The sequence below is a fragment of the Myxococcus sp. AM009 genome (assembly GCF_013372605.1).
Lineage (GTDB): Bacteria > Myxococcota > Myxococcia > Myxococcales > Myxococcaceae > Myxococcus > Myxococcus vastator.
On sequence record NZ_JABXEP010000004.1, the window covers coordinates 76240 to 101368 of the forward strand.

The following is a 25129-nucleotide window of genomic DNA, read 5'->3' on the forward strand; positions in this document are numbered from 1 at the left end:
TTGAGATGTTGAGGGAGTGTGGAGCTGCTTTCTCCCTTGGAGGTGCACCTCTCCAATTGACCCTCACCTCCGCCACTGATAGGAGGTCATGAGGTTGAGAATGAGTATCAATATCGACATCATCCTCACGCCCGCGAACCCTGTCTGCCCACCGTGAACATGCCCACACTTCGTCGCTGGCGGGGCGCCCCCGCGCCATCCTCTCGGGTCTCCACGCTCGCGCTCCTGGCCCTGCTGTCGAATGGCGTCGCGCGAGCGCAGGATGCGAGCGGGCCCCCGGCACAGACGACCTCCGCTGCCCCCTCCAGCGGGACACCGCCCCCGCGGGCGACGGAGGGGGAGGGCGGGCCTGCGCCATCAGGCGGGGTCATCCCTCCGGTGTTGCTGGCCCAGCCAGAGGCGGTTTATCCGCCCGGCGCCCAGGCCGCGGGGGTGGAGGGCGCGGTGAAGCTCCTCCTGACGCTTGATGCGGAGGGACGTGTCACGCGCGGGGAGGTGGTCGAGGGACTTGGGCACGGGCTCGACGAGGCGGCCGTGAGCGCGCTCGAGAACGCGCGCTTCTCCCCGGCGATGCAGGACGGCAGCCCGGTACCCTGCCAGTTCGAGTTCATCCACCACTTCGTCCTCGCGCGTCCTCCCGACGTCGCGCCGGGAGGCTCCGAGGAGGTCGCCCAGGCCACGTCCGACACGCCCGCGGCGGAGGCGCCCGCGCGGCCCTCCGAGGAGCCAGCGCCCCCCGGCTTCACCTCTGTCGTGCGCGCCAGGTCGACCGAAGCACGCGCCCTGGTGCGCGGCTCGGAGGCGGTGGACGTCGTCGAATTGGAGAAGGCCCATGAGCGCGCCGAGGACCTCGCGGAGGTGCTGACGCGGGCCTCCGCCGTGCAGGTCCAGCGGACGGGTGGAATGGGGAGCCGGACCCAGCTCTCGCTCGGGGGCCTCTCCGGCGACCAGGTGCGAGTCCTCCTCGACGGCGTCCCCATCGAGTATTCGCCCTATGTCTACGGACTCGGGAGTGTTCCGGTCTCCCTCATCCGGCAGCTCGAGGTCTTTAACGGCGTTGTCCCGGTGCGGCTCGCGACGGACGCGCTGGGAGGTGCCATCCACCTGCGCTCCGGCCTCGCGTCGCCCGAAACCGGCGCGTCCCTTTCGCTCCAGGGTGGGTCCTTCGGTAGCTACCGCGGTACCGGCAGGCTGACGTGGCGAGCCAACGAGCACGTCTTCATGCGGGCCGCGGGGTTCCACGACCGCGCGCGGAACGACTACGTCGTCACAGTCCCTGTCGATGACCCGGAGACGGGGCGCGTCTCACCGCGCGCCCTGCGCCGCAACCACGACGCCTATCAGGGCACCGGAGGCGATATCGAGGTGGGCCTCGAGGCGCTGCCGGGAGTCGACCGGCTCGTCCTCAATGGCTACCTCGGCCGCTACGACAAGGAGGTCCCACACGACCAGTACATGATCCAGCCCTATGGCGCGGTCACCTCCGCACAGGAGAGTTGGGGCCTCGGGCTGCGCTACGAGGTGTCGCCTCACGAGCGGCTGAAGGTGCTCGCCATCGCCGGGTACAACCAGCGTGTGGGCGAGTTCCTCGACGCCTCCGACTGTCTATATGACTGGTACGGAGCCTGTCGTGCGACGCGGGCGAGAGCTGGGGAGATTGGCTCGACGCCGCTGGAGAATACCCAGACGCGGCAGACGTTGTTCGGGCGCGTGCGGCTCCTTGGGACGCTGCTCGACCCGGAGGACCTCGAGGTTTCGCTCGGCGTCGATGACAGCGACCGAAGCGGCGAGAACGCCTACCTCACCCGGTTGCAGCAGGAGGACCCCCTCCGGGTGCCGCTCGCGCTCACGTCGTCCTTCGGAGGGCTCTCCCATCGTCAGCTGCTCTGGGGAGGCCGGCTGGAGAACACCGTGTTCGTGAAGGGCTACCTGCAGCGCTTCGCCTCGGGGACGAGGCAGGAGGCCGCGGAGCGCCGGTGGGCCGGTGGCTTCGGTGACACCTTGCGCTTCAGCCTGACGCGTGGGCTGCTCTTCAAGGCGTCCTATGAGCGGACAACGCGGATGCCGAGGGTGGACGAGCTCTTCGGCGATGGGGGACTGCTCGTGGAGAACTCGGCGCTCGTCCCCGAGTCGAGTCACAACGCCAACCTGGGCGTGGAGCTCCTCCCCCTCGTCACGTCCGTTGGCCGCTTCGGTGCCAACGCGGTCGCGGGCGTCCGAGACGTCGAGAACCTCATCCAGCTCTTCCCTGGCGACGCCACGCAGGCCTACGAGAACGTGGACCACGCCCGCTCCTTCTCTGCGCATGCAGGGCTGGACTGGGCCTCACCCGGTGACTGGGTGGGGCTCACCGGCACCGTCACCTGGCTCAACTTCCGCAACCTCGCGCAGGACGGCCAGTTCGCCCGGTTTCACGGGGACCGCATGCCCAACATTCCCTGGCTCCAGGCCTCCGCGACCGCGCGGTTCCAGAAGCGTCAGCTCTTGAGCGCCGTGGACGCCCTCGGCCTGGAGTGGACGACCCGTTTCGTCGAGTCGTTCTACCGCTCCTGGGAGAGCGCCGGGCGGGGGGGCGACAAGGCGCGGGTGCCCACCCAGGTGCTGCACTTCGCCGCGCTCACCTACCGCTCCCGGTTCGAGGGACGCGCCTACTCCTTCTCCTTCAATCTCCAGAATCTCACCGACGCTCCCGCCTTCGACATCGTCGGTGTCCAGAAGCCGGGCCGCGCGTTCACCGCGCGCGCCACGGTTGACCTCTAAGCGCGCGATGCGGCGCTTCGAGTCTCTCGCAGGCCCCCTCCGCTCAAAGGAAGCCCGATGAAGCTGAAAACCGCACTCCTGACCCTCGCCGTGTTCGCCACCGCCTGCTCGGATTCGGAGGACCCGACGCCTCCGGACGCCGGAACCACCGAGCCCCTCTACGTCGCCATCACCCAGGTCGCCATCGCCGGTGGGAACACCCAGAGCTACCTGGTGACGTTGGAGGACATCGAGGAGGAGCAGACCGTCGGGATTGGCGACGCGGTCGAGCTTCCCGCGGACTCGTACATCGCCGCCGGCCTTCCGGGCACCGGCAAGTTCATCGTCAGCAGCTCGCGGGTGCCGACGGTGACGCCGTACACCCTCAACGCGGACGGCTCGCTCAGGGCCGGTGATGCGCTTTCGTTCACCAGCCAGGGCGTCGCCGCGGTCAATGGCTATCAGTCCCAGCACTACTTCGTCAGTGAGACGAAGGCCTATTACTTCGACCACGTGAACTACAGGCTGGTCATCTGGAATCCCCAGGACCTCTCCATCATCACGTCCAAGGACCTGACGTCCCAGCTCAAGGACGGCGACTTCACGTTCCGTTATTCGCAGAGCCTGGCCGTCACCGCTGGCGACGACGTCATCATCGCCGGCGGCTGGCACGCCGCGGACGTGAGGACGGTTCCGGCGAAGACGGCGCTGGTCATCGTGGACACGCAGACGGACGAGGTGACCGTCAAGGTCGACGATCGCTGCGGCTGGGCGCGCGACGGCGTCAAGCACACGGATGGGAAGATTTATTACGCCACCGAGCCCCTGGGCAGCGGCGCGCACTTCGTGTCTCCCGGGACCACCGGCGCGCCCTGCATGGTCCGCTTCGATCCCACTGCCGGTGAGTTCGATGACTGGTTCACCACGCTGGATGCCTTCATCGCCCCCGACACCGAGGGGGACATCGCCGGCATGCTCCTGCCGGGAGCGCCCGGCAAGGGCTACCTGCGGGTGATGAACAAGGCCGCCGCGCAGGCCGCCTGGGACGCCGCGGTGGCCGCCGAGCGGCCGTTCCACGGACAGAGCGCCGCCGTGGGCGCCTGGTGGAGCCTGTGGGAGGTCACCCTCGGCGACGCGCCGACCGCGACGCCCGTCGTCCGGGACGACCTCGTGCCCACCAACGGCCGCACCATCCCGCAGAACCCCGGTGAGCTCCTGGTGCTGCCGGAGTTCATCAATGACAACGCCCAGACGCGCTTCCGTCTGATGAGTCCTGAGTCGGGCCTCGGGGACGCGAAGACGGTCGTCGAGGGTCAGGTGCGCGGCCTCCTCCGGATCCGCTAGCCGTCCGCCTTCCGACCGGAGCCCCCGCCGCGCATGGGCAGGGGCTCCGCTTCATTTGTCATCAATGGGTCTCCCGCCATGAGTCTCTTCGTCCCTGGGTCGCGCTTGCTGAACCCGCCGCTCGCCGCACGCTCCGCGCGCCTGGCCCGAGGCGCGGGCCACCTGACGTGCGTTCACCTGCTCCTCGCGGCGGGGCTGCTGACCGCCAGTTGCTCCGCGCGGCCGGTGCCACGCGCCACGCCGGTGGCTCGGGTGGACGGGACTCCGGTGACGCTCCCGGACACCTTCCAGTTCGAGCTCGACTCGACCCACACTGGACGGACCCACCGGGTGTACGTGGCGGTTCCCGAGGGCGCGGCGCCCGCCGCCGGCCATCCGGTCATCTACCTCCTGGATGGCGGTGCACACTTTCCCACCTTGGAGCGTCTCACCCGCGTCCTCCCCAGGCTCGCGCGGGGCTTCGGCGTCGCGGCGGTAACGCCGGTCATCGTCGGGCTGACCTACTCGGGAGCTCCGGCCCACCACGACCAGGCACGCGGTGAGGACTACACGCCGCCCGCTCCGAATCTCTCGGACACGGGGGACCGGTCATCGAAGAAGCAGGGCGGGGCGGATCGCTTCCTGGACTTCTTGAAGAAGGAACTCGAGCCGGCACTTGCATCGAGATTGTCAGTCGATGGCTCGCGCACCGCGCTGATGGGCCACTCCTACGGGGGGCTCCTGGTGCTGCATGCGCTCTTCACGAGGCCCACGTCCTTCGACACCTTCATCGCGGGGAGCCCGTCCATCTGGTGGAACGACCGTTACGTGCTCACCGAGAAGAAGGCCTTCCTGGCGCGGTACGCGAGGACACCGGTGAAGGCGCGCGTGCTGCTCACGGTAGGGGGGCTCGAGCAGAAGCCGCGCAAGAGCGCGGGAGCGCGGGGCATGTTCGCCGCTGAGCGGCGGATGGTCGACAATGCGCGCGAGCTCGCCGCGGAGCTCGCGGCAATGGGCGGCGGCGATTTCGAGGTCCAGTACCTGGAGTTTCCCGGCGACGACCACTACAGCGCCTGGCTCCCCATGCTGAACCGGGGGCTGCTCTTCTTCTCCGCGCCCTCGCTGCTTCCTGGCGCCGACTGAGCTCGCGCGGGCCCCGGCTCTTCTCGTCGGGCCGGGAGCCTGGTCCGGTTGGCGCGCCGCGCGCCTCAGCCCTTGCTCCGAAGCCCGTTCCCTTCCCAAGGCAGCGCGAGCTCGGTCAGCCAGGAGGTGCCATCCGTCGTGCCCACGCGCAGGTACGTCTCGCGCAGAGGGAGGGTGGGGGTGCGCTCCCTCGCATGGAGGTGGGCGAAGAGGCGGGCCCAGGAAGGGCCCACCGAGTCGGGGGCCCCGGAGTGGACGAGCACGACTGCCTGTACCTCGGGCAATTCCTCGATGGAGACGCCTGCTGGGGTGGCCCCAGGTGCCAGGGGGACACACCAGGACAGGTCCGCGTCATGCTCGCGATACTCCGCCTCGTGCAGGAGGCAGAAGGGCGCACCGGCCACGTGGGGGCCGCACGCGGCGAACAGCCGTGGGAAGACCACCGACGCGTCGGAGTACCGCCCCCGTGCTCGATGCACGGCGACGCGGACCGGAGGGAGCCTGCGCTCGAGGAGTGGCGGCGGTGCGCGCAGGTACGCCTCCGCCTGGGCCTGGTGCCGCAGCAGCGTGTCCAGCGCGAGCACGGAGCGTTGCGCGCTGGCGGCCTCCTCGGCGAGCCGGGCTCGCACGCGCGCCAGTTGCTCCGCGAGCGAGTCGCCCCGGCCCAGCTCCGCGAGCACGCCCTGAATCTCCTCCAGGGACAGCTGCAGGTCGCGCAGCGCGCGCAGTGTATGGGCCAGGGCGATGTCGCGCTCGGTGTAGTAGCGGTAGCCGGAGGAGGGGTCCACGCGTGAGGGCTCGAGCAGTCCCTTCTCCTGGTAGAAGCGCAGCGCCTTCACGGTCAGACCGGTGATGCGCGACGTCTCTCCAATGGAATACAGCAGTCCGCTCATCGCTCCTCCTCCGAAAGGAAGGCGCTCACCGTGGCCGCGAAGGCCTCGGGCTGTTCCTCGAAGGGGAAGTGCCCGCTGCCCGCCAGCTCCACCAGCCGCGCGTGGGGGAGCGCTTCTACCACGCGCGCAGTGGCCGAGCGCGGCTGGAGGTCCTGGGCGCCATGGATGACGAGCGTGCGCGCGCGCACCCGGCGCAGCCAGTCGCTCCAGTCATGATGCCGGCCCAGGCTCAGGTAGAGCCCCAGCGAGAGAAAGCCTCCGGCGGCACCGGAGCCGGGAAGCTTCGCGTCGGGGCGCCCGCGCCGCAGGGCCTGGCTGTACAGTGGGCCGAAGGCGGCGAAGTGCTCGGCGAGCCGGGCCTCGTCGTCCTTCAGGCGGGCCGGGAAGTTAAAGGTGTGCTTCATCCACGCCGCCAGCTCGCGCTGGCCTGTCTCGTCCAGCCGGGCCCGCACCTGGGTGAAGAGGTCGCCGTCGCCCGCGGGCATCGTCACCAGCGGCGCGGGTGTCACCAGCACGAGGGCCTCCACCCGCTCTGGCCACTCCGCGGCGTACAGCGCGGCCACCAGGGCTCCGAAGGAGTGCCCCACCAGCGTGAGGCGCTCCTTTCCGAGCAGGCGCCGGATACGGTCGAGGTCCGCGAGCTGCGCGGCGAGTCCCAGCCGGGCCTCCACCGCCTGCATGGCCTGCCACGTGCCGCCGGGGGGCGCGTGGGTGAAGGGACGTGAAGAGGCGCCGCAGCCTCGCTGGTCATAGAAGTGCCAGCGCAGCGCGTCGCCTGTCATGGCCGCCGCGCGCCACGGCGTCGCCGGGGGGAGGCCGGGGCCGCCATGCACAACGACGACGTCTCGTCCGGCGCCCACGGCCACGTGGTGGAGCCGCACGTCCGGTGCCACCTGCCAGGATGAGGCGTCCGCGTGTTGTCCCGAGGGGACCTCCAACGTTTCGCCCCGCGCGGCCAGCACCTGCTCCACGGTGCCCGGCTGGAAGATCGCTCGCCCCATCCACCACCAGGTGCCCGCCGCCGCTCCCACCAGCGCGATGAGTGTTCCAATGACTACCGCCACGACCTTCCTCCGAGACGTGTTTTCGGGTGACATGCGCGGAGGGTGGCGGTCTCCCCTTGGGGGAGAGTCAAGCGGAAGAGGCCCACGCCCGCATGAATGCATCGCCCGCCGCCAGAGGGTGCGGCGCAACCGCGCTTCACCTCGCTGGACGCAGGTTCGAGCCTTGTCTCTGGCGCGCTTTCCCTTCGGCGCTCAGTTCTTCGCGCGGCGCGAGCTCCGGCCGCTCCACAGCCGGAGCGTGGCGAGCAGGCTCAGCACCGTCAGTCCGCCTCCGGCCTGGGTGCAGCCCTTGGGGGCGTCGACTGGCGCGGGGCGCGGGTCCTCGTTCATGGGACCTCCGTCAACCTCGGTGCCACCATCCGCGCATCCGCTCCCCCAGTGGGTTGCCGCGCTCGCGACCTGTGCCGCGCAGCCCAGCTCGAAGTCCACGCTCACGGAGGGAAGCGTGAGGTCCGCGTGTTCCAGCGTCGCCTTGAGCGTGGCCCGGTGTCGTCCGGGCGGGAGGCTGTCGATTGGCGGCCGCTGGTAGGAATCAGCGCAGCCCACGTAATCACAGAAGGTGAAGAGGAAGAGCAATTGCCGGTTGTTTTCATGGCGGCGCAGCTCGAGGTTCTCCTCACCGGTGGAGGTCAGCCCGCTGTGCTTTGCGAACGACCAGGGCTCGCCGTCCACTTCCACCGTCCAATGCACCCACGGAAGGAACGGCACCAGCTCCGGTGACGGCGTAAAGCGCAGCACAGTGAAGTTCCCGTTCACCTGTCTGGTGCCGCAGCTCGAATCCCCGTACACGTTGAAGATGGACTGGCCCGGCGTGTCGACCGTCAGGGTGCCAGTGGTCGAGGGCAGGGGGAGTGCGGGGCCGGCGGTGAAGGTCACGGACTCGGTCTGGGTCGGCTGGAACTGACAGACACCCTTCGCCTCGATGCGGTACGTGGTGCCTGGCTCCAGCGGCGCATCCGGGACCAGGACCTGCGTCTGATGCGCGCCCGCCGTGACGGTCGCGGGCACCTGTGTTCCATCTGGCAGCAGCAGCCGGACGGTGGAGGGATCCACGTTCTCCAGCAGCGGCGGCACCGTCACCAGTCCGGGGATGTTCGCGGGCACCACACCGCCGCCCTCGGGGAGGGGAAAGCGTACCCCCACCATGCAGTTGGGCGCGACACAGGCGCGCGCCGACGTGGGAATGAGCGCTCCCATTCCGAAGAAGAACATCCCCACCGTGCTCCACTGCCACATGTGCCCGTGCATGCCTCATTAGACACTGGAACCCGGGGATTGGGGTATTGCCCAAATGTGGCACCGGGGGGGGCCGAAGGCGTGCTGGGCTTCAATGTTTGCTGGGGTCGGCAGGGGCGTGGGTGGGTGCGTGTGCGTGGATGCCGCTGCAATTCCATGCAAATCGTTGTGCGCAGGGCTCACGGCACCTGCGTCACGGGGCGACCCGCGCTTCTATCCACTGCTCCTCGCCATTCGCGACTCGCGGGGCCCTGCGGACAGCGACTTCCTGCGCGTCCTGGATGACGTCATCTCCCAGTCTGAGCAGATAAAACAAACCTGAGACCAATGAATGGACTCAAACGACAGCGACGGCAGATGGAATCCAGCAGTCCGCTCACCGCGCTACCTCGGACAGGAAGGCGCTCACCGTGGCCGCGACGGATTGGGGCTGTTCCTTGAAGGACGAGCGTGCACGCACGCGCCCGGCGCAGCCAGGCGTGATGACCGGCCCAGAACGACGCCCACGTCGGCTTCCCTGTCAGGCAGGTAGGACAGCGACTGCTTCGACTTCGAAGAGCATCCCGTCCAGCGCCAGCCGAGGGACAGGAATCAGCGTACAAGTCGGCTTCATGCCGCCGTTCCAGGCCGCGTCCAGCTCGGAGCCGATGACCCTGAGCTTCTCCTCCGTGTGCTCCACCACCAGCATCGTGAGCTTGGCGACATCGCCGACGCCAGCCCCCACGGACTCCAGGGCCGTGCGGACGTTCTGAAGCGCCTGCCGCACCTGGAGTCGGAAGTCGGGCTCAAGCGCGCCGGTCTCAATCTCCCCTCCTTGCCCCGCCAGGTAGATGAGCCGCGTGCCGGGGGCCACCTGCGCCACGTGTGAGAAGCCGTAGGGTGCCGGGTCGAACAGTCCCTTGGGGTTCGTGAGGACCAGCGGCGACGTCTTCGAGGGTTCAGCGGTCTGTCCCATGGCTCACCTGTGAGGATTCTGGAGGCTGCGTATCCAGGTTCGGACCCGAATATGCGAGCGAGCAACTGACTCTTCAATTGAATCTGGAGGAGACGTGCCGGGGCCCGCGACGCGCTTGTGGGTGTGCCTACCCAAGACTCCGTTGCCGCGTCATGGCGGGCGTCGAAACGCGCGTCATGATGGGGCGCGACAGGCCCCACGGCTCATCGGGTCTGCTCTCCACCGGGTATGTTCCAGGGGCCCGTGGGTACCGGGCACAGCGAGGAGCGCGTCGCATGACCCCAGGAGTCTCCATCGTCGCTGATGACACCCGGAGCTGGGGACTGGAGACCCCTGGCCCTGGACTACTGCTGCGCGTGCCCTCCACGGGCCGCTGGGCGCGGCGGCCCTCGGTGCATCTGGACGCCGCTCCGGACTATCGGATCCGGTTGCGCGGCGGGGGACAGACGCTGCTCTGGACCCGCATCGATTCTTACTGGGACCACGCAATCTTCGTTCGGGGAACGGCCACTGCTCCTCAGCTCCTGCCGCCGTTGTCCGCACCCGAGGTCCGGAGCGTGAGGGCCTTGCCCGGCTCCGAGGCGTGGTGGGTGGCCTGGAATTGGCGGGTGGCGCGCGCGCTCGTGGAGGCGCCCATGCCAGCGCTCCACGCTGGCCACTGGTGTCTGCGCCCCGTGCGCGCCATCGCGGCGGAGAAGGCGGAGCGGCACCCCGTCTCCCCCATGGAGTGGAGCTTCGGTCAGCCTCCGATGCCACCGCACTCGCTGGCCGCCGTGACGCGGTTCCTGTTCGCGTGGAAGGAGGACCGGTGGGAGTCGCTGCCGGAACAGCGGCCGGGCGCCGTGCTCGGGCTGCGCGCGCTCTCCGCTCCCGAGGATGGGCGTGTGAAAAGCTGGCGAAAGCGCGCCAGGGACGGGACGTTGCCGCCAGTGCTGCTGCTCTTCGTGGACATCCTGGCGAAGTGGGTGGTGCTGGATGGCCATGACCGGATGCACGCCGCGCTGCTTGAAGGCGTGCCGCCTCCGCTGATGGGCTTGTGGCCTGTCGTTGACCGCTCTCGCACCAGGAACGCCGCCCGCGAGGAGGGCGCCCTGTTCGGCGCGGAGTTCCAACTGCGCGCCGGAGCGACGCCGGAGACCGTCGACCGCGTCAACCGCATGCTGCTGCTCAACTTCACCTCAGAACCGAGGGGAACCGTCTCACGCGCCTGGCCGCTCCCGGGCGGACGGGAGGCGTGGCTCGAGGAGGTCTCCACCCGGCGCCGCAAGGGCCAGCTCCCGCTCCTGGACGACAGCGACTGGGGTTGGCTCGCGTAATACCCAGCCGCGTGATGCGCTGCCTCGCAGGAGGCCCCCCGCCGGTTCTCCCTGAAGGCATGGGCCTTGTCGCCGCGCGGCTATCCGGGCCGCCGCCGCTGGCGCGAAGGCACCCTCGCCGAGCGCGCGGAGTCGACGCCTGGGAAGGGGTCGTGCGAGTCCGTGCGCGTTGGCCGCATCCGTTGCAATGCCGTCACGTACGCCAGCACCTCGCGCGTCTGCCTCTGCTCTCAGGGTGGACACATCCAGCATAAAAATATGTCGCGGCGACCCGGGGTGATGTGCGTTCAGCGAGGCTTTGCGCATTCACCGGAGGGCTGGGCCTACAGGATGAGAGGGAAGGGCAGGTGGGCGCCAGTCGCCATGTGCCCATGGTTTGACATGGGATTGTGGCGGCTCCATATAGTCAGACCCGCCTTGTTGAGCTTGCACGACGCCAGGCGAGTGCGAGACGCGAGGCGTCCTTGAAGGAAGCGACGCAGCGGGGAGCACTCATGACACTGATTGGAAGAGCGTTCGTCTTGTCTTTCGCCGTGGCTTTTCTCATGGCTCCCACGGCGGATGCCGCGGTCGGCGATCGTTGCAGTCCGCAGATCGCGGGCAATGCCGCGGCTGCCGCTGTGTGTGGTGATGTCTGTGCGCAATATGGGATGGTGTTCGCGGGGAACTGGAGCAACGATCCGAATCACCCACCGGTGAAGGCGTGCATCGACTCGGGCGGAGGCCAGGCCGTCTGTGGATGCTCGCTTGCGACCCCCTCCGGGAACGTGACGATTGCGCCCACCGTTCATTTCGTCGACGCGGCCACGCCATTGCGCGTACCCATCGAGCTGAAGAAGACATGTATGCAGGGGCCTGATGCGCTGTACTCTAGTGACTTGTGTCCCATCGTCACCGCGAACGGCTTGAGTTTCTGGGCGCTGAGCTATCACGACAACAGAATGGGGATGGCCATTGTTGCGTATGACTCCAGCGGCAACGTCGTTGGCCTCACCGAAAAGGCGGGGGCTCGATACGTCTGGGACATCGTGGTGGATGGCACGGCCCACACCCTGGTCTTCAAGGGACAGGCGGGGAACACCATCACGCTGAAGTGGACCGACCTGCTCGTTCCTCAGATGACCGGGTCGACGACGGCGAGTTACGTGATCTGGCCGACTGCCACCAGCGGTCAGGCCTGGTGGACGAATGGCGTGGCGAACTATGGCGCCCCCGCCCCCTTCGGTAATGGTTCAAACCAGCTCCTCGACCCCTACGTGGAGCACGGCGCTGGCAAGCAATTGTGCGCGGAAAAGCAGCAGCCCTGGTTCGACTTCGTGAGCCCCACGGTGGCCTCTCCCTCTTCAGCGGTCACTTGTGTCGCGCCTCCCACGCCAGGACAGCCCACGTACAACGCGGCGATGAATGCCCTGCTGAACGCAGCGGTCAACGACCACGATTTGATGGCGGCTTTGCGTACCGCCACGACCGACGCGCTGCTCATCTCGGTCGCGGCCAGCAGGGGGTATCCGCTCACCTACGCAGATATCGCGCAAAGCAGAGGGCATGGCCCTTCGTTCATGAGCCGCTCGGCCTCCCCAGATGCGCTGGCCGAGGCGTCGGTCACCATGTCGGACTGTGGTGGCGCCAATCAGAAGCCGTGCATCCAGTGCGCGCAGGAGGTGTGTGTCTACTGGCCGTTCAACTTCTGCTGCGTCAAGGAGTCGTGTTCATGCACTCAGTACACCAAGTCATGCGCGGCTGGCTTGCAAGTCAATGGCAGTGGCGTCTGCCAGCCAAGCTGCCCCTCCGGGCAGATTTGCAAGGATTTCCCTGTGTTCTTGGAATACAACGACAACGGAACGGTCGCCAATGGTGTGTGCGAATCCTGGCTGGGTGTGTCCAGTTGTGCCAAGGGGATTCCGAACAACGCGCTCGCGGCCTATGAAGTCGTCTTCCATGAGGGGATCGCCTATTACAAGTCCACCAACACGCGGGTGGATACGTGGAACGTGAGCTCGGTGAGCGAGACCCTGTACGTCATCGACGCCCGGGACAGCAGGATCTACATGGTCAATGTGGATGGCCGCTACATTCAGATACGCGGCACGGCCAACTGCGTCGGCGAACCCAGGGCGCAGGATACCTCGACCCGTTATTGTAGCAAGCCAAGGTTGACAACCCATGCCGGGATCCTGATGGGTTCGATCGCGGGACTGCCGTCGCCGAACACACAGCCGGGACAGGAAGTTCGGCAGCAGATCAAGGTCATTGGCGCGGGCACGGTCAAGGTAGTCAATGGCGTGATTCAGTCAATCACCAATGACAGCGGACACTTCAGGCCGAGCCAGGAGAACCTGAAGAATAGTATTTCCCATTTCAAGAGTGCCGGGTTCCCGAACTTCCCTCCCCTCAATGATTGTGGGTATGACCTCCAGCCGGTCGCGGGGAAGGAGGGCGTCTATCGTCAGGACGCCCTCACAGGGGGGCATTGCGAGCTGTGATGCGTGCGCGTCGCGTTTGGGCTTGAGCGCGGGTTGTCCTCGGGCGACGCGAAGACAAGCCCCAGCCATCTCGTGGGATGGCTGGGGTTCCCACCGCCCTCGCGACGCTCGCGTCCTGCTGCCGTTCCTCCGTGTGTGCCGGCGCAGCCGCCCCGCTGGGCGCTGCTGGACTCTCCGGTCATCCAGTTCTTTTGGGAGGTGGCGCGACCACCGGGCTGACTTGGAGTTTCCTCATTTCGTGCGCCAGGGCGCGGCTGCGCCAGCGCGCACGGGGGAATGCAGCGATACCACCCGGTGCGGCGTTCGGACCTGGTATGGGCCACTGCCGTCGGGCACCTGCTCGCAGCTCATCGCGCTCGATGGCGGCCGCTGACCCCGCCTCGCCCGTTCTGACGCAGCCATTGGGGTGGGTACAGGCGCTTCAGGCCTCGGAGCGAAGCACGGTCATCGGGTCCACGCGCGAGGCGCGTCGGGCCGGCAGCCAGCTCGCGAGCAGCGCCACGCCGAGCAGGAGGAGCGCCACCGCGACGAAGACGAGCGGGTCCGTGGTGCTCACCCCGTACACGAGCCCCGTGAGCACCTGGCTGAGCCCCACGGCCCCCAGCAGGCCCAAGACGATTCCCAGCCCCGCGAGCCGCGCCGCCTGCCGGAGCACCAGCCCCAGCACGTCTTCCGTCGTCGCACCCAGCGCGAAGCGGATGCCGAATTCTCGCGTGCGCTGCGCCACCGCGTAGGACACGACGGCCGCGAGCCCCGCCACCGAGAGCAGGAGCGCCATCGCACCGAAGGCGCCCAGCAGCAGGAGGCTGAAGCGCCTGGGGGCGAGCGAGCCCGCGAGCAGTTCCTCCACCGTGGACAGGCGCGAGGGCAGCTCGGGGGCAAGCTCACGCAGCACCGGCCGCGCCGAGGTGGCCAGGGCCGCGGAGCCCATCGGACCGTGCACGGCGAGGTGGACGCGGGAGGAGGCCCGCAGACGCTGCCGGGAGCCGCCATAGAACATGGGCCTGGGCGCGTCATCCAGCCCTTGCTCCCGCACGTCCCCGACCACGCCGACAATGGTGAAGGGACGCAGGTCTCCGTCCATGTTGCCGAACTGGATGAGCTTGCCCAGCGGGTCCTCATGGGGCCAGCGGGCCTTCGCGAGCGACTCACTGATGACGGCCACGTGGGGCGCGTCGATGGTGTCGCGCGCATCGAACAGCCGACCGCGTATGAGCGGGATGCCGAGCGCGGCGAAGTAGCCCTCGCTCGCCACGCGGTACTCAGCGGAGCCGGTGCGCTGGGGCTCACGCGCCAGCCGCCCGAAGTCCTCGAAGTCCCCCACCTCGTCGGGGCGGTTGAGCACGAGGAAGGTGCCATCTCCCGCCGGGCTTCCCTCGAGCGGGAAGTTGCTCACGGCGCCCACCGCGCGCACGCCGGGCAGCGACGCCAGCCGCGAGAGGAGGTGCGCTTGCAACTGCACGTTGCGCCGCCCCTGCGCCTCGTCCTCGGCCGGCGGGAGCACGAGGCTGAGCACCGCGACCTCCTTGGTGCGATACCCGGGGTCCAGCGAGAGCAGCCCCATCAAGCTCCGCCCGAGCAGCGCCGCACCCACCAGGAGGACCAACGCGAGCGCGAGCTGTCCCACGACGAGGGCGCGGCGCGTGCGCTCGGCGCCGCCTCCGCCGGTGTGCATGCGCCCGGCGCCCGCCAGCGTGGCCCCCGGGGGCTGCCGCGCCGCGCGCAGCGCCGTCAGCAAGCCCAGCCCCAGCGCGAGCAGGAGCGAGAGCCCGAGGGTGAAGAGGAGCACCGTGGCGTTCACCCCCACCTCGTGGACGCGTGGCAGGTGGCCCGGCTCGGCCGCGAGCAGCGCGCGCACGCCCCAGGCGGCGAGCACCGCCCCCAGCGCGCCTCCCGCCAGTGACAGCAGGAGCGACTCCATGAGGAAGCGCCGTATCAACGCTCCAGGCCCAGCGCCCAGGGCCACGTGGATGGCGAGCTCCCGGGCACGGGTGGCCGCGCGGGCGAGCAGCAGGTTCGTGACGTTGGCGCCCGCCACCAGCAGCAGAAAGGCCGCGGCGCCCGACAGCAGGTAGAGCGTGGACCGCACGCGGCCCACCAGGCTCTCTTGCAAGGGCTCCACGGCGATGTCATGCATCCGCGTGTCCTGGCCGTACTGGGCCTCGAGCTCGCGGGCGATGTGGGTAAGCTCCGCTCGCGCGGCCTGGAGGTCGACGCCGTCCGCCAGCCTTCCCACCACCCTCCAGTTGTGCGCGGTGCGGCTGGGCAGGGGGGCCTCCAGCTCGCGCGGAACCCACAGCTGCGTGCCCACCGGGTAGTCGAAGGACTCGGGCATCACGCCCACCACGGTGTAGGCGCGTCCCTCGAAGGTGAGGGTGTCCGGCAGGGGCAGCGGCCGTGCGCCCAGGTAGCGCTTCCAGAAGGCGTGGCTCACCACCACCACGGGAGCACCTCCCGGCTGCTGCTCCTCCTTCGCGAAGAGGCGGCCCTGGACTGGCCGCACCGCGAAGGCGGGGAAGAAGTCGCGCGAGGCGAGCGCCAGCGTGGCGAAGGCCGGCGCGTCGGCGCCCATGACGGTGACGCTCGCGGCTCCCGACACCTGGGCCAGCGCAGAGACGGTGCGAGCGCGCGTCCGCACGTCCTCGAAGTTGGGGTCCGAAAACCGCATCGGATGGCCGTCCGCCGCGCGCTGGGAGAGCTCCACGAGGCGCTCGGGGCGCGGATAGGGCAGGGGGCGCAGCAAAACGCCTTCCACCACGCTGAAGAGCGCGGTGCTTGCTCCAATGCCCACCGCCAGCATCAGCACACACCCCAGCGTGAAGCCGGGGCTGCGGCCCAGTGCGCGCAGGCTCTGACGCAATCCACCCAGAACGGTATCCACTCGGCACGTCTCCTGGAGCCGGTCGGAGGCTTCCGGAGCGGCTACGCCCGGGGCGGCGGACGATTGCGTGTCACCTGCCCATGCCGCGCGGCCACCGCGACAGCGTCGGCTGGGAGACTCCCACCTGGCGGGCCAAGGCAGGAGTTCGACGTACCCGTCCGTGAACACGTTCCGCGTCAGCGAATGGCTCATGGAAGCGCTGGCGCTGGCGGGCCTGTCATCCAAGGAGGCGAGCTGGGCCACCTTCACGCCGCGGTGAGCCTCCAGGGCCACGACGTAGCGGCGCAGGGACCTGCGCCCGCGGTGGCGCAGGCGGGACGCGCTGCCTGCGCAGGATGCGACCACACCCGACACGCCGGAAAGCCTCCAGCTCCTCTCACGTGAGGCTGAAAGCGACTCAGCCGCCCACGTTCTGGAAGTAGATGGCCTCCGCCTTGGAGATGTTCATCGAGAGCGCGGTGACGAGGGCCACCAGATTGCCGCCCAGATAGGACAGGCCCATGCCGCCAATCATGGTGACCGCGGCCTCGGGCTGGACCTCGACGATCGCCGTGCTGATGCCGGTGATGACGCCGCCCAGGTTGGAGCAGACGTCGCTGCACCAGGTCGAGTTGCTGGGGGAGCCGATGATGTCGCTGCTGATGGCGGCGACGCCGATGCCGGCATCGAAGCAGGCCTTGATCGTGCCTCGCACCGCGACGGAGGGGATGGGCAGCGCCGTGCAGGCCATGCGCAGGATGCTCGCGACCCAGACGGCGAGCCGCAGGTCGTGCGCCGTGCCGTCCATCGCGGGGGTTTCGACGGGGTAGGTGAAGGCGGCGGCAATGCCCCCCATGGCGAGGATGGCCGCCAGCAGGCACTTGCCGCTCTTCCCCTTCTGCGCTGCCTCCTCCAGGCCGGCTCGCACGAAGCCCATCAGGGATGCGAGCAGGGCGGACACCGACGCGATTCCCGCGCCAATCACCGAATAGCGCTTGGCCGCGGTGCTGGCTTCCTTCCGGCTCGAGCTCTGCGCAGTGTCCAGCCGCATCATGCTCGTCCAAAGGTCCAGCGGTTCAACCTCCCGCTTCTTGCTCTTCGTGTTGCTCCCAGAGGAAGGGAAGGGCGCCTGGCCGTCGTTGGCGATCTTGTAGAGGTAGGTATAGGGGATCGCCACCAGCAGCGACATGAGGTTCACCGCCGTCAGCTCCTCGGACGGGTTGTCACCCTGTCCGAGCGCGCTGGTCAGCCAGGTGTAGAAGCCGGAGATGAACGGCATGTTGACCGGCTCGGTCAGCAACTGCACCACCCACGGCACAAGGTCGAGCAGGTAGTCGACGCAGCCCAGCAGCACGACTTCCAGCGTGTCGATGATGGTCTTCGCCAGGCCCTGCAGGAAGGTGACGATGTTCTCGACCGTCGTCCCCTCACCGGTGAACACGGCCTGCAGGTTCTTCCAGTCCTCCTCGATCGCCTTGACCAGGACGAAGCAGGTGGGAATCAGCACGTCGTCGATGAACTTCTGCACGGGCGCAGGCAGGTCTCCTGCTGGACCGCCGCCCAGGAGCATGCCGCTGTACTGCGTCTGGTAGCTGGCCCAGCTCGCGATGGGCGTATCGAGGTTGATGCTGGGCTGACTCTGCTGCGTGGCCGCGGCCGCCTGACTGGGGACCATGGACGCGACGCTCGCGGGCACCGTCATGCTCGCGAAGTTCTCGCGGGCGAAGCCCAGCGGTCCGGCGATGATGCTCGCCATCTTCTTCTTGAGCTTGGCTGAGTCCTGCTGCGCCTCCTTGGCCAGCGCATCCAGGGCGCCGGTGAGCGTCTTCGCGATGACCAGGTGCGTGGCCCAGATGTCATCCCAGCCGAACAGCTCGCCGAGCCAGCCGATCAGCTTGTCCAGGCCGACCATCAGCGCCTTGAACAGCGCCGTCAGGAAGGCGAAAAGTTGCGGGAAGTTCTGGATGACGAACTTGATGACGCGGCCGGCGACGTTGAGGGTGATCTTGATCACCGTCGCCGCCACCTCGAACAGCATGTGGCCAATCTGCCCCACCACGTTGCCGATGAACTGCACCACATCACCGACGGCGTCGACGATCCACTCTCCCACGGTTCCGACGACGCCGAACTGGGTCGCCTCGGCGCCCGTGTGGTACCGGATGCCTTGCGGGCCGAAGGACAGGGCGAACACCTGGGGCGGCCGTGCCGTGCGCGCCACGGCCTTGGCCTGGGGCGCGGTGCCGACGACGCTGATGACCTCGGTGGGGTAGGGCTGCTCCGGCGTGAAGGCCATCATCTGGGCGACGGCGCTGGCGATCTGATCGGCCGTCACGCCCTGGGGCAGGGTGGACGGCAGCACGGGGATGTCCGCGCCGGTCCGCACGGCGGCCAGCTTCTTGTAGACGTTGCTGGCGGGGTTGAGCTGCAGCGTGTCCGTGAAGGCGGTGCTGGTCAGCGTGAAGGTGGAGACCGCCAGGTCCTGGATCTGCTGGATGATGTCGAGCCCGCCGGTGACGTTGGTCTCGACCTGCACGCTCGCGCCGGCGTTCACGGTGTATTTCAGGCCGTTGACAAGCAGGCTCTGGTAGCTGGCGCTGGTCAGGGTCAGCGGGAGGCGCGCCGCTGGCGCCTGGCCGTTGATGCGGAAGCTGAGCTTGGTGCTGTAGCTGCTGACCTCCTGCACCTTGTCGCCGTTGTACAGGGGGATGGTCTCCTCCTGCCAGAGCGTGGTGGCCGGGTCCTGCCAGAGATAGTGGATGGCTTTCTGGCTCTCCCAGTCCGTGGTCAGGAACACCAGCTCGTTGGCGCGGGTGACGGGATTGATGAGCGGCGCGATGAGCGCGATGTCGGTCTTCAGCACCAGCGGCGTCGTCCAGTGCAGGGCGCCCTGGTATTCGAACTGGCTGAGCAGGTAGAGATTGCTGCCGGAGAGCGCCCAGGCCGCAATCGCGTTGGGTTTGTTGAAGTTCTGCCGGACGACGAGACCGCCGGCGCTCATGCCTGGCAGTTGGGAGTCCGTGGCGATGGTCTGTGCGGCCGTCCAAGCCGTTGCCTTCGAGTCGAGCTGGGCACTGGCATCCCAGAACACGAGACCGGCCGCTCCGCCCGCATAGAGATAGCTGGTGGTGCCGCTGCCCGCGGTGGTCTGGAGGCTGTTCTGGCCCGCGGGGACGGTCAGCGCCCGCACGTAGTCGCGCCCGAACTCGTTGAGCAGCGTCTTGAAGATGAGCTGGGTGCTGCCGTCCTGCCTGGCGTACAGCATGTACAGGCCCTGGCCCAGGTCGGCGATGGCCCCGGGCGCGTAGTCCAGCACCGTCCGGGCGTCTGTGGGCGAGGGGAAGGCGGTCCAGTTCCAGGTGATGGCACCGGTCGTCGTGTTGACCGTGGACTGCATCATGTAGGTGAGGACGTCGGTGGTGTGGGGGTCGACCAGGCCCACGGCAAGCATTGGAATGCCGAAGCCCTGGCCGTCGTCCAGCGGGCTGATGCTGGCGCGGTTCACGCTCGAGCCGGGCAGCGGGTTGCCGGCCGGGGTCCACAGCGAGGCCAGTTGCGCCAGGTTTGTCTGCTGCAGGTTGTTCGACAGCGGCCCGGCCACATAGGTGCTCACCGCGCCGGAGGTCGTGTCCTGGCATGCCAAAAACAGGCAGAGATTGCCGTTGCTCAATTGACCGCTGGCGAAATAGACCGGCTTGCCCAGGGCCGCCACGCCCGGGAGCAGGTCGATCTGGCTCCAGCCCGTGGGGTCGTTGCTGACGTTGACGATGGCATAGAAATCCCCGCTGTCGGCTCCGAAGGAGAAGACGATGGGGGCGCCGTTGGAGTCGCAGGCGGCGGTGACCTGGTCGCCGGGCGCGATGGGCAGCGCCGGCAGGTAGTTCTTCATCAGCGAGCCGCTGGCGCTGACTGTCAGCGACGGGTTGTTCGGCAGCGTGCTGGGGATGACGACGCTGGTGGTGGACGAATGGGGTGCCGTGGCCATGTGAGGGAATTCTCCGTCAGACGCTGTAGGTGACGTCCATCTGCAGATCCAACGTGTCGTTGAACCGCGGTGCGTTCAGCAGGAACACGTCACCGGTGGGCGAGATGAAGTTGCTGGTGGCGCTGCCCGTCAGGTCCTTGTTCAATTGGGCGCTGAGCTGGTTGAACGCGTTGCCGATGTTCGAATGCACCGTCTTGGTCATGTACGAAGCCGGGTTGAGCATCGTCAGCAGCGTGGGCGTGGGGAACAGCAGGTCAATGGCCACCAACGCGGCCTCGATAACGAAGGAGCTCAGGCCCGCCTCCCAGTTGTTCGACTGGATGGGCCCGTTCACCGGGTCGCTGAAGGTGGCCTGTGACTGGTTCACCACCAGGTCGTAGCCGTTCCCTCCCACCGCCAGGGTCAGGACCTGAGAGAACGTGGAGGAGCAGGTCACGCTCCAGACGATGGGGATTTCGACGCTGAACACCTCCAGCGTGGCAGAGAGCTGCTGGGTGATGGACAGTGAGCCCGAGACGTTGACCGTGTTTCCGCTGACCGAGATGATGTAGCTCGGGCTCTCCTTCTGCGTCACCACCTGGTAGGTGCCTGTCTTCAGCCAGTTGTCCGGTGGCGGCGTGCTGCTGACGGTCCAGGAATAGTTGGTCTGATAGGTGAACTTCGTCCCGCTTTGCTGCCAGGACGGGGTGGGGGCGTGCTCCGAGGTGAGCGCCGCCACCAGGGGGTTGAAGATCTCCGGGGTGAAGAACGTCGCTTCGGAGAACAGCAGCTCGCCCGAATAGTTGTTGGTGGTGACGAAGTTCGTGCCGACGCTGGGCGCTGGCTGGGCGGGATTGGTGTTGCCGCCGCCCATCACCTGGTAGTTCAGGACGGACAGGCCGCTGTCGGCGGTGTTGAGGAGGCTGGAGAAGCCGACCGAGGTGGGCACCAGGATGGGGGTGCTGCCGGGGGCGGTCTGCGCCGGGTTGGTGGAGGTGGCCGTGACTCCGATGATGTACGGCGTGGAGGCGGGGTTGCCGTCGTAGGTCGCCCCCACGCCGAACGCGTATTGCAACGCGACGCTCACCTCGGTGAGGAAGCTCGGGTCCTCTTCCAGCTGCGCCAGGGTGGTGGTGGAGATGGAGAACGTGTTGCTGGTCGTGTTGATGGACGCGCCCGTCACGGAGGTGCTGGTGGGCGGTGCGGTCGTGCTCCACTGCGTGAAGTCGGTGGTGTCGAAGTTCAGGAACAACTGCTGCAAGGAGAAGTACGCGCTGTCGAAGCCGTTGCCGCTGATGGTGTCCAGCACCTGCGGCGGCATGATGCCTTCATTGACCAGGGCGGTGATGCCTTGCGGCGTGGTGGGAATGGCGTCCAGGTTCACCGTGAAGCGCAGCGGCAGGCCTGTCAGGTCCACCAGGGTGGGGTAGGCGCCGCCCGACATGTAGAACAGCGCCGGCACCAGGTAGTTGGTATAGGTCGTGGTGGTGCCCACGGTGACAGACGTTCTCTGTAGCCAGTAGTACACCGTCTGGTCTGACCCCGTCTGAGAGGAGCCGTTGCTTTCGTATTCAACGTCCTCCTGGTTCACCAGCAGGCCGTACTGCGAGTTGTTGGGGCCCGGCTGTGGGTGGGCGAACGCGGCGTCCACCTGGTCCTGGGTGAAGCCGAGCTGGTCCATGACCGTCTGCGTGAGTTGCTGGCTCTGCAGCGCGAATTGGAACAGGCACTGCTGCGCGTTGTTGCCGGAGGCCAGGATGACCATCGGCTGCGCCACGGTGGGCTGCGCGATGTAGCCGCGCAGGTAGGAGGTCAAGGTCATCTCTCCACCGCCGAAGGCGCCACCAGCGGCGGCCATTCCGTTGGTCTTCAGCAGGGTGTCGATGTAGCCCTGTTGCATCAACCTGGAGAACTGGGAGTTGATCTCATTCTGGGTGACCTGCAAAACCATGTCGTAGCCAAAGAGCGCGTCGCCCATCCGTTCCCTCCAAGAATGAGGCGGCAGTCGGGGGACTGCCGGCCTGGAAACCAGCCGGCGTTGTCGCTCACACGTCCGTCACGGCGGCTCGGCCGCCATGTTTCAAAACGTGTTTCTGGACCGTGAGGACAACGCGGACCGGCGCGTTGGCCGCAGAAGCGGCCTGACGCGTGACTGTTGGGTTAGCAACTTCAGGGCCAGGGGCGCGCCGGGTTGCATCCCACCAGAATCCAGTTCGGACGCGCGCGGCATGTCCCTGGATGCGTCCTCCGGGGACGCGGGCTGCGTCGTGCCGGACGCATGACGGTACGGCGCGAGCGGCGCGGCTTTTGCCCCCATCAGACCGCTGTCAGTCTGGAGGCGAGGCCCGCGGAGCTCCGCCCATGCGCGGCGGAGCTCCTCGCCGTGAGGCCGCCCGGGGCCCTGCTTTGCCGTGGTGGGAGAAGCGCTCGCGGAGCAGCTGGATGAAGTGGGTCAGTGGAGCGGGGCGCTGCCGGGATGCGCGGGTGACGGCGCTCCAGCGGCGTCGGATTCCCCGAGGAGTGAGCCGGACGGTCCGCAGTCCATGGCGCTGGTCCGGCAGCATCCATTCGGGCAGCGCCGTCACGCCGATACCGCCACGCACCAGCTCGATCAGCGCCTCGGTGAGGGGGACGGGGGAGACCCGGTGCGGCTCGATGCCCGCGGGCCAGAGCACGCGCGTGAAGACATCGAGTTGCTCCCGAGGCGCGGCATAGGTGAGCAGGTGCTCCCGCGTCAGGTCCTCCGCCGTGACGTGTCCCCGCCGCGCCAGCGCGTGGTCCTCGGGGACCACCAGCATGAGCTCGTCCTCGAAGAGCGCGGTCTGTGCCAGGCGGGCCTGCCGCGGGACGTCGGTGGTCAAGGCGAGGTCCAGCTCGCCATTCAGCAGCGCCCCAAGCGGCTGACGCGTGGCCTCCAGGACGATGCGCAGCTCGACGCGTGGGTGCTCGGCCTGCCACCGCCCCAGGATGGGCGGCAGCCAGCCATACACTGTGTAGCAGCCCGTGCTGAGCCGGAGCAGGTCGTCCTGCGGGTGCGCACGGCAGACCGCCTCGGCCTGGGCCACCTCGCTCAGGACCCGCCGTGCGGAGAGGAGCAGCTTCTCGCCTGCGCCGGTCAGGAGCAGGCGGCGCTGGCGGCGCTGGAACAGCTGCACGCCCAGGCGCTCCTCGGCATCGCGGAGCTGGTGGCTCAAAGCCGAGGACGTGAGGTGAAGCTGCCGGCTCGCGGCGGCCAGGCTCCCAGTGTCGGCGACCGCGGCAATCAGCTTGAAGTGACGGAGCTCGAGCATGCCGGTCAGCTTCACATGAACCTTGTTCAGCATCTTCGTGAAATCGTTTCGCTGCGCTCATGGAGTGGAGGTCCTTAACATGGGCGTCCCCATGCCAGGAGGGCGGACGGATGCCCCATACAGACAGCTCCCCGAGGACGCAGCGCCCTGTCGTACCCCCATGGTCGTCGGTGCGAATCGACGACGTTACGCCGGTCGTCGTCGGCCCTGGCTGCCTTCGGAGGGACTTGCCGAGTACTCGTGACGTGAGGGTCTGGGTCGTGGACATGGCCCCCGGGAGTCAGTGGCCCTTTGTGGACGTCCACGACACCGGCGAGGAGGTCCTCGTGGTGAGCGGCGAGCTCATCGAGGGGGAGCAGCGCTTGGGACCGGGCTCGTACCTGTTCTTCCCGCCGGCAAGCCGTCATCAGCCGCGGACCGAGACTGGCGTGCGCCTCTTTGGCATCAACCTCGTGGCCTCCCCGGGGGTTCGGTGAGCCTGGAGACCTCGAACACGGAGGGACGGGGCAAGATGGCTCAGCCCTCGCGGCCGGGCCGTCGGGATTTCCTGCGTGCGGCGGTGGCGCTCTCCGCGGGCGCGGTCCTGCTCCCCCCTGGGACGGGCCGTGCGACGAAGCCTGTCGACAGCGCCGCGCTGCGCGCCCAGCGGCTGGCCTGGGCCGGCGTGCGGCTGGGGCTCGGACAGGACACGCTCTTCCTGGACCCGTTGAGCGACCCCACCGTGTGGGGGGCCGCGCTGAAGGACCCGCTCGTCCCGATGGACGTGAGCGGCGGGGGCCGCTTCGTCCTGGTGACGCATCGTCATTCCGACCACTTCGACCCGGTGGCCGTCCGTCAGGCGCTGGGGGACACCGGGACGCTGGTGTGCGCCCCGGACATGGCCGCGGCGGCCGCCGCGTCGGGCTTCCGCGTGCGGCCCGCGCCGCTCTACGAGCCCATCCTGCTCAACGACTTCACCGCCACCGCCGTCCCCGCGGCGGACGGTTATGGGGATCCCCAGGTTTCGTGGATCGTCTCTGGCGGAGGCCGCCGCGTCATCCACTGCGGCGACACGCTATGGCACGGGTCCTGGTGGCGCATCGGGCGTCAGTTCGGCCCCTTCGATGCGGCCTTCCTGCCCATCAATGGGGCGCGCTTCGGCTGGCGCAAGCCGGTGAGCGACGTGCATGCCGTCCTGACGCCCGAGCAGGCGGTGGCCGCGGCCGTGGTGTTGGGAGCAAGGCTCCTCGTGCCCATCCACTACGGCGTCGCCGCCTCCAAGGACTACCAGGAGGTTCCAGACGCGGAAGCGCTGCTCCTGGCCGCTGCGCGCAAGCGGAAGGTGAACGTGGAGCTCGCACGTCCGGGGGAGTGGCTGACCTGGCAGGCCCGGACCTGACAGCGGGGCGGGTTCTCCAGCGAAGGGGGTGTTTGCGCCCCTGTCAGCCTGGTCCTTTCAGCGAGCGCGTACCGTGCAGGAGGTCTTGATGTAGTCCACATCATCGTAATAGGCACAGGAGAAGTACACATCCAGCCTGGAGGTCGCGGTGCAGTCCTGGCGCCCGGTCTGGGCGGTGAGGTCTGTGTCCAGATTCACGCAGTCGCAGCTCTTGCAGCTCGCCTCCTTGGTCAGACACAGGTGGCTCGTCACATCGGTGACGATGGTCGCGCAGTATTGAGTGGCGCGCTTGCAGCTTGTGTCGCCACACGCCAAGGTCTCTGGGAGCGAGTCGGTGCCCGCGTCCACCTCGGCTTCGTTCGAGTCACCACAGCCCACTACCAGCATGGAGAGAAGCACCAGGTACCGCGTCGTCGCCTTCATGTCGTCCTCCCGAGGAGTCATGGGGGGCATGAACCCCCTCCTGATGGGAAGAGACAGGGCGG

The 25129-nt window shown here is 68.1% G+C and carries 16 protein-coding genes; 7 read left to right on the forward strand and 9 right to left on the reverse strand.

Going from position 1 to position 25129, the window contains the following annotated elements; genetic code table 11:
- Positions 1-159: 159 nt before the first annotated feature.
- The 3 genes from mxcH to HV824_RS02215 all read left to right on the forward strand — a co-directional run bounded on the left by mxcH (position 160) and on the right by HV824_RS02215 (position 5205).
- Entirely contained in the window at positions 160-2760 is a 2601-nt protein-coding gene (gene mxcH / locus HV824_RS02205) for a TonB-dependent siderophore myxochelin receptor MxcH (RefSeq protein ID WP_176416314.1), read from the forward strand.
- 57 nt (positions 2761-2817) lie between these two features.
- On the forward strand, positions 2818-4083 hold the full coding sequence (locus HV824_RS02210; protein WP_176416315.1) for a hypothetical protein: 1266 nt from the start codon (positions 2818-2820) through the stop codon (positions 4081-4083).
- A gap of 78 nt (positions 4084-4161) precedes the next feature.
- The gene (locus HV824_RS02215) at positions 4162-5205 is read left to right on the forward strand and encodes an alpha/beta hydrolase (protein WP_255207684.1); all 1044 of its coding nucleotides are present in this window, start codon (positions 4162-4164) and stop codon (positions 5203-5205) included.
- 65 nt (positions 5206-5270) lie between these two features.
- On the opposite strand, the gene HV824_RS02220 is transcribed toward HV824_RS02215, so the two are convergent.
- From HV824_RS02220 to HV824_RS02235, 4 genes are all read right to left on the reverse strand, one after another.
- Positions 5271-6098 carry a MerR family transcriptional regulator gene (locus HV824_RS02220; RefSeq protein WP_176416317.1) on the reverse strand — a complete coding sequence of 276 codons (828 nt, stop codon included), beginning with the start codon at positions 6096-6098 and terminating at the stop codon, positions 5271-5273.
- The gene (locus HV824_RS02225; RefSeq protein WP_176422551.1) at positions 6095-7162 is read right to left on the reverse strand and encodes an alpha/beta hydrolase; all 1068 of its coding nucleotides are present in this window, start codon (positions 7160-7162) and stop codon (positions 6095-6097) included. The genes HV824_RS02220 and HV824_RS02225 overlap by 4 nt, the downstream gene beginning before the upstream one ends.
- 192 nt (positions 7163-7354) lie before the next feature.
- Positions 7355-8410, reverse strand: coding sequence for a hypothetical protein (locus HV824_RS02230; RefSeq protein WP_176422552.1), 1056 nt, complete (start codon positions 8408-8410; stop codon positions 7355-7357).
- Positions 8411-8918: 508 nt separating this feature from the next.
- Positions 8919-9353: a RidA family protein gene (locus HV824_RS02235; RefSeq protein ID WP_176416320.1), complete on the reverse strand. Its 435-nt coding sequence runs from the start codon at positions 9351-9353 to the stop codon at positions 8919-8921.
- Positions 9354-9628: 275 nt separating this feature from the next.
- Here HV824_RS02235 and HV824_RS02240 point away from each other — a divergent pair, with 275 nt between their 5' ends.
- The gene (locus HV824_RS02240; RefSeq protein ID WP_176422553.1) at positions 9629-10669 is read left to right on the forward strand and encodes a hypothetical protein; all 1041 of its coding nucleotides are present in this window, start codon (positions 9629-9631) and stop codon (positions 10667-10669) included.
- A gap of 494 nt (positions 10670-11163) precedes the next feature.
- Positions 11164-13152 (forward strand): hypothetical protein, encoded by a 1989-nt coding sequence (locus HV824_RS02245; protein WP_176422554.1) that lies wholly within the window; start codon positions 11164-11166, stop codon positions 13150-13152.
- Between the two features lie 421 nt (positions 13153-13573).
- Here HV824_RS02245 and HV824_RS02250 read toward each other — a convergent pair whose 3' ends face one another.
- From HV824_RS02250 to HV824_RS02265, 4 genes are all read right to left on the reverse strand, one after another.
- The gene (locus tag HV824_RS02250; protein ID WP_176422555.1) at positions 13574-16033 is read right to left on the reverse strand and encodes an ABC transporter permease; all 2460 of its coding nucleotides are present in this window, start codon (positions 16031-16033) and stop codon (positions 13574-13576) included.
- A 397-nt stretch (positions 16034-16430) separates the two neighbouring features.
- On the reverse strand, positions 16431-19997 hold the full coding sequence (locus HV824_RS02255; RefSeq protein WP_176416324.1) for a hypothetical protein: 3567 nt from the start codon (positions 19995-19997) through the stop codon (positions 16431-16433).
- A gap of 16 nt (positions 19998-20013) precedes the next feature.
- The gene (locus tag HV824_RS02260) at positions 20014-21954 is read right to left on the reverse strand and encodes a hypothetical protein (protein ID WP_176416325.1); all 1941 of its coding nucleotides are present in this window, start codon (positions 21952-21954) and stop codon (positions 20014-20016) included.
- Between the two features lie 349 nt (positions 21955-22303).
- The gene (locus tag HV824_RS02265) at positions 22304-23299 is read right to left on the reverse strand and encodes a LysR substrate-binding domain-containing protein (RefSeq protein ID WP_255207685.1); all 996 of its coding nucleotides are present in this window, start codon (positions 23297-23299) and stop codon (positions 22304-22306) included.
- 77 nt (positions 23300-23376) lie between these two features.
- Here HV824_RS02265 and HV824_RS02270 point away from each other — a divergent pair, with 77 nt between their 5' ends.
- Both HV824_RS02270 and HV824_RS02275 read left to right on the forward strand, forming a co-directional pair.
- On the forward strand, positions 23377-23742 hold the full coding sequence (locus HV824_RS02270) for a cupin domain-containing protein (protein WP_255207686.1): 366 nt from the start codon (positions 23377-23379) through the stop codon (positions 23740-23742).
- Between the two features lie 35 nt (positions 23743-23777).
- The gene (locus tag HV824_RS02275; RefSeq protein ID WP_255207687.1) at positions 23778-24644 is read left to right on the forward strand and encodes an MBL fold metallo-hydrolase; all 867 of its coding nucleotides are present in this window, start codon (positions 23778-23780) and stop codon (positions 24642-24644) included.
- Between the two features lie 57 nt (positions 24645-24701).
- On the opposite strand, the gene HV824_RS02280 is transcribed toward HV824_RS02275, so the two are convergent.
- Positions 24702-25097 carry a hypothetical protein gene (locus HV824_RS02280; RefSeq protein WP_176416256.1) on the reverse strand — a complete coding sequence of 132 codons (396 nt, stop codon included), beginning with the start codon at positions 25095-25097 and terminating at the stop codon, positions 24702-24704.
- Positions 25098-25129: the final 32 nt, after the last annotated feature.

What these genes read in the sequence shown, in the direction of transcription:
- HV824_RS02265 (WP_255207685.1), bottom strand. Translation starts at nt 23,299, where the DNA reads ATGCTGAACAAGGTTCATGTGAAGCTGACCGGCATGCTCGAGCTCCGT.
- HV824_RS02255 (WP_176416324.1), bottom strand. Translation starts at nt 19,997, where the DNA reads ATGGCCACGGCACCCCATTCGTCCACCACCAGCGTCGTCATCCCCAGC.
- HV824_RS02215 (WP_255207684.1), top strand. Translation starts at nt 4,162, where the DNA reads ATGAGTCTCTTCGTCCCTGGGTCGCGCTTGCTGAACCCGCCGCTCGCC.
- mxcH (WP_176416314.1), top strand. Translation starts at nt 160, where the DNA reads ATGCCCACACTTCGTCGCTGGCGGGGCGCCCCCGCGCCATCCTCTCGG.
- HV824_RS02270 (WP_255207686.1), top strand. Translation starts at nt 23,377, where the DNA reads ATGCCCCATACAGACAGCTCCCCGAGGACGCAGCGCCCTGTCGTACCC.
- HV824_RS02240 (WP_176422553.1), top strand. Translation starts at nt 9,629, where the DNA reads ATGACCCCAGGAGTCTCCATCGTCGCTGATGACACCCGGAGCTGGGGA.
- HV824_RS02245 (WP_176422554.1), top strand. Translation starts at nt 11,164, where the DNA reads ATGACACTGATTGGAAGAGCGTTCGTCTTGTCTTTCGCCGTGGCTTTT.
- HV824_RS02220 (WP_176416317.1), bottom strand. Translation starts at nt 6,098, where the DNA reads ATGAGCGGACTGCTGTATTCCATTGGAGAGACGTCGCGCATCACCGGT.
- HV824_RS02210 (WP_176416315.1), top strand. Translation starts at nt 2,818, where the DNA reads ATGAAGCTGAAAACCGCACTCCTGACCCTCGCCGTGTTCGCCACCGCC.
- HV824_RS02235 (WP_176416320.1), bottom strand. Translation starts at nt 9,353, where the DNA reads ATGGGACAGACCGCTGAACCCTCGAAGACGTCGCCGCTGGTCCTCACG.
- HV824_RS02260 (WP_176416325.1), bottom strand. Translation starts at nt 21,954, where the DNA reads ATGGGCGACGCGCTCTTTGGCTACGACATGGTTTTGCAGGTCACCCAG.
- HV824_RS02230 (WP_176422552.1), bottom strand. Translation starts at nt 8,410, where the DNA reads ATGCACGGGCACATGTGGCAGTGGAGCACGGTGGGGATGTTCTTCTTC.
- HV824_RS02280 (WP_176416256.1), bottom strand. Translation starts at nt 25,097, where the DNA reads ATGCCCCCCATGACTCCTCGGGAGGACGACATGAAGGCGACGACGCGG.
- HV824_RS02275 (WP_255207687.1), top strand. Translation starts at nt 23,778, where the DNA reads ATGGCTCAGCCCTCGCGGCCGGGCCGTCGGGATTTCCTGCGTGCGGCG.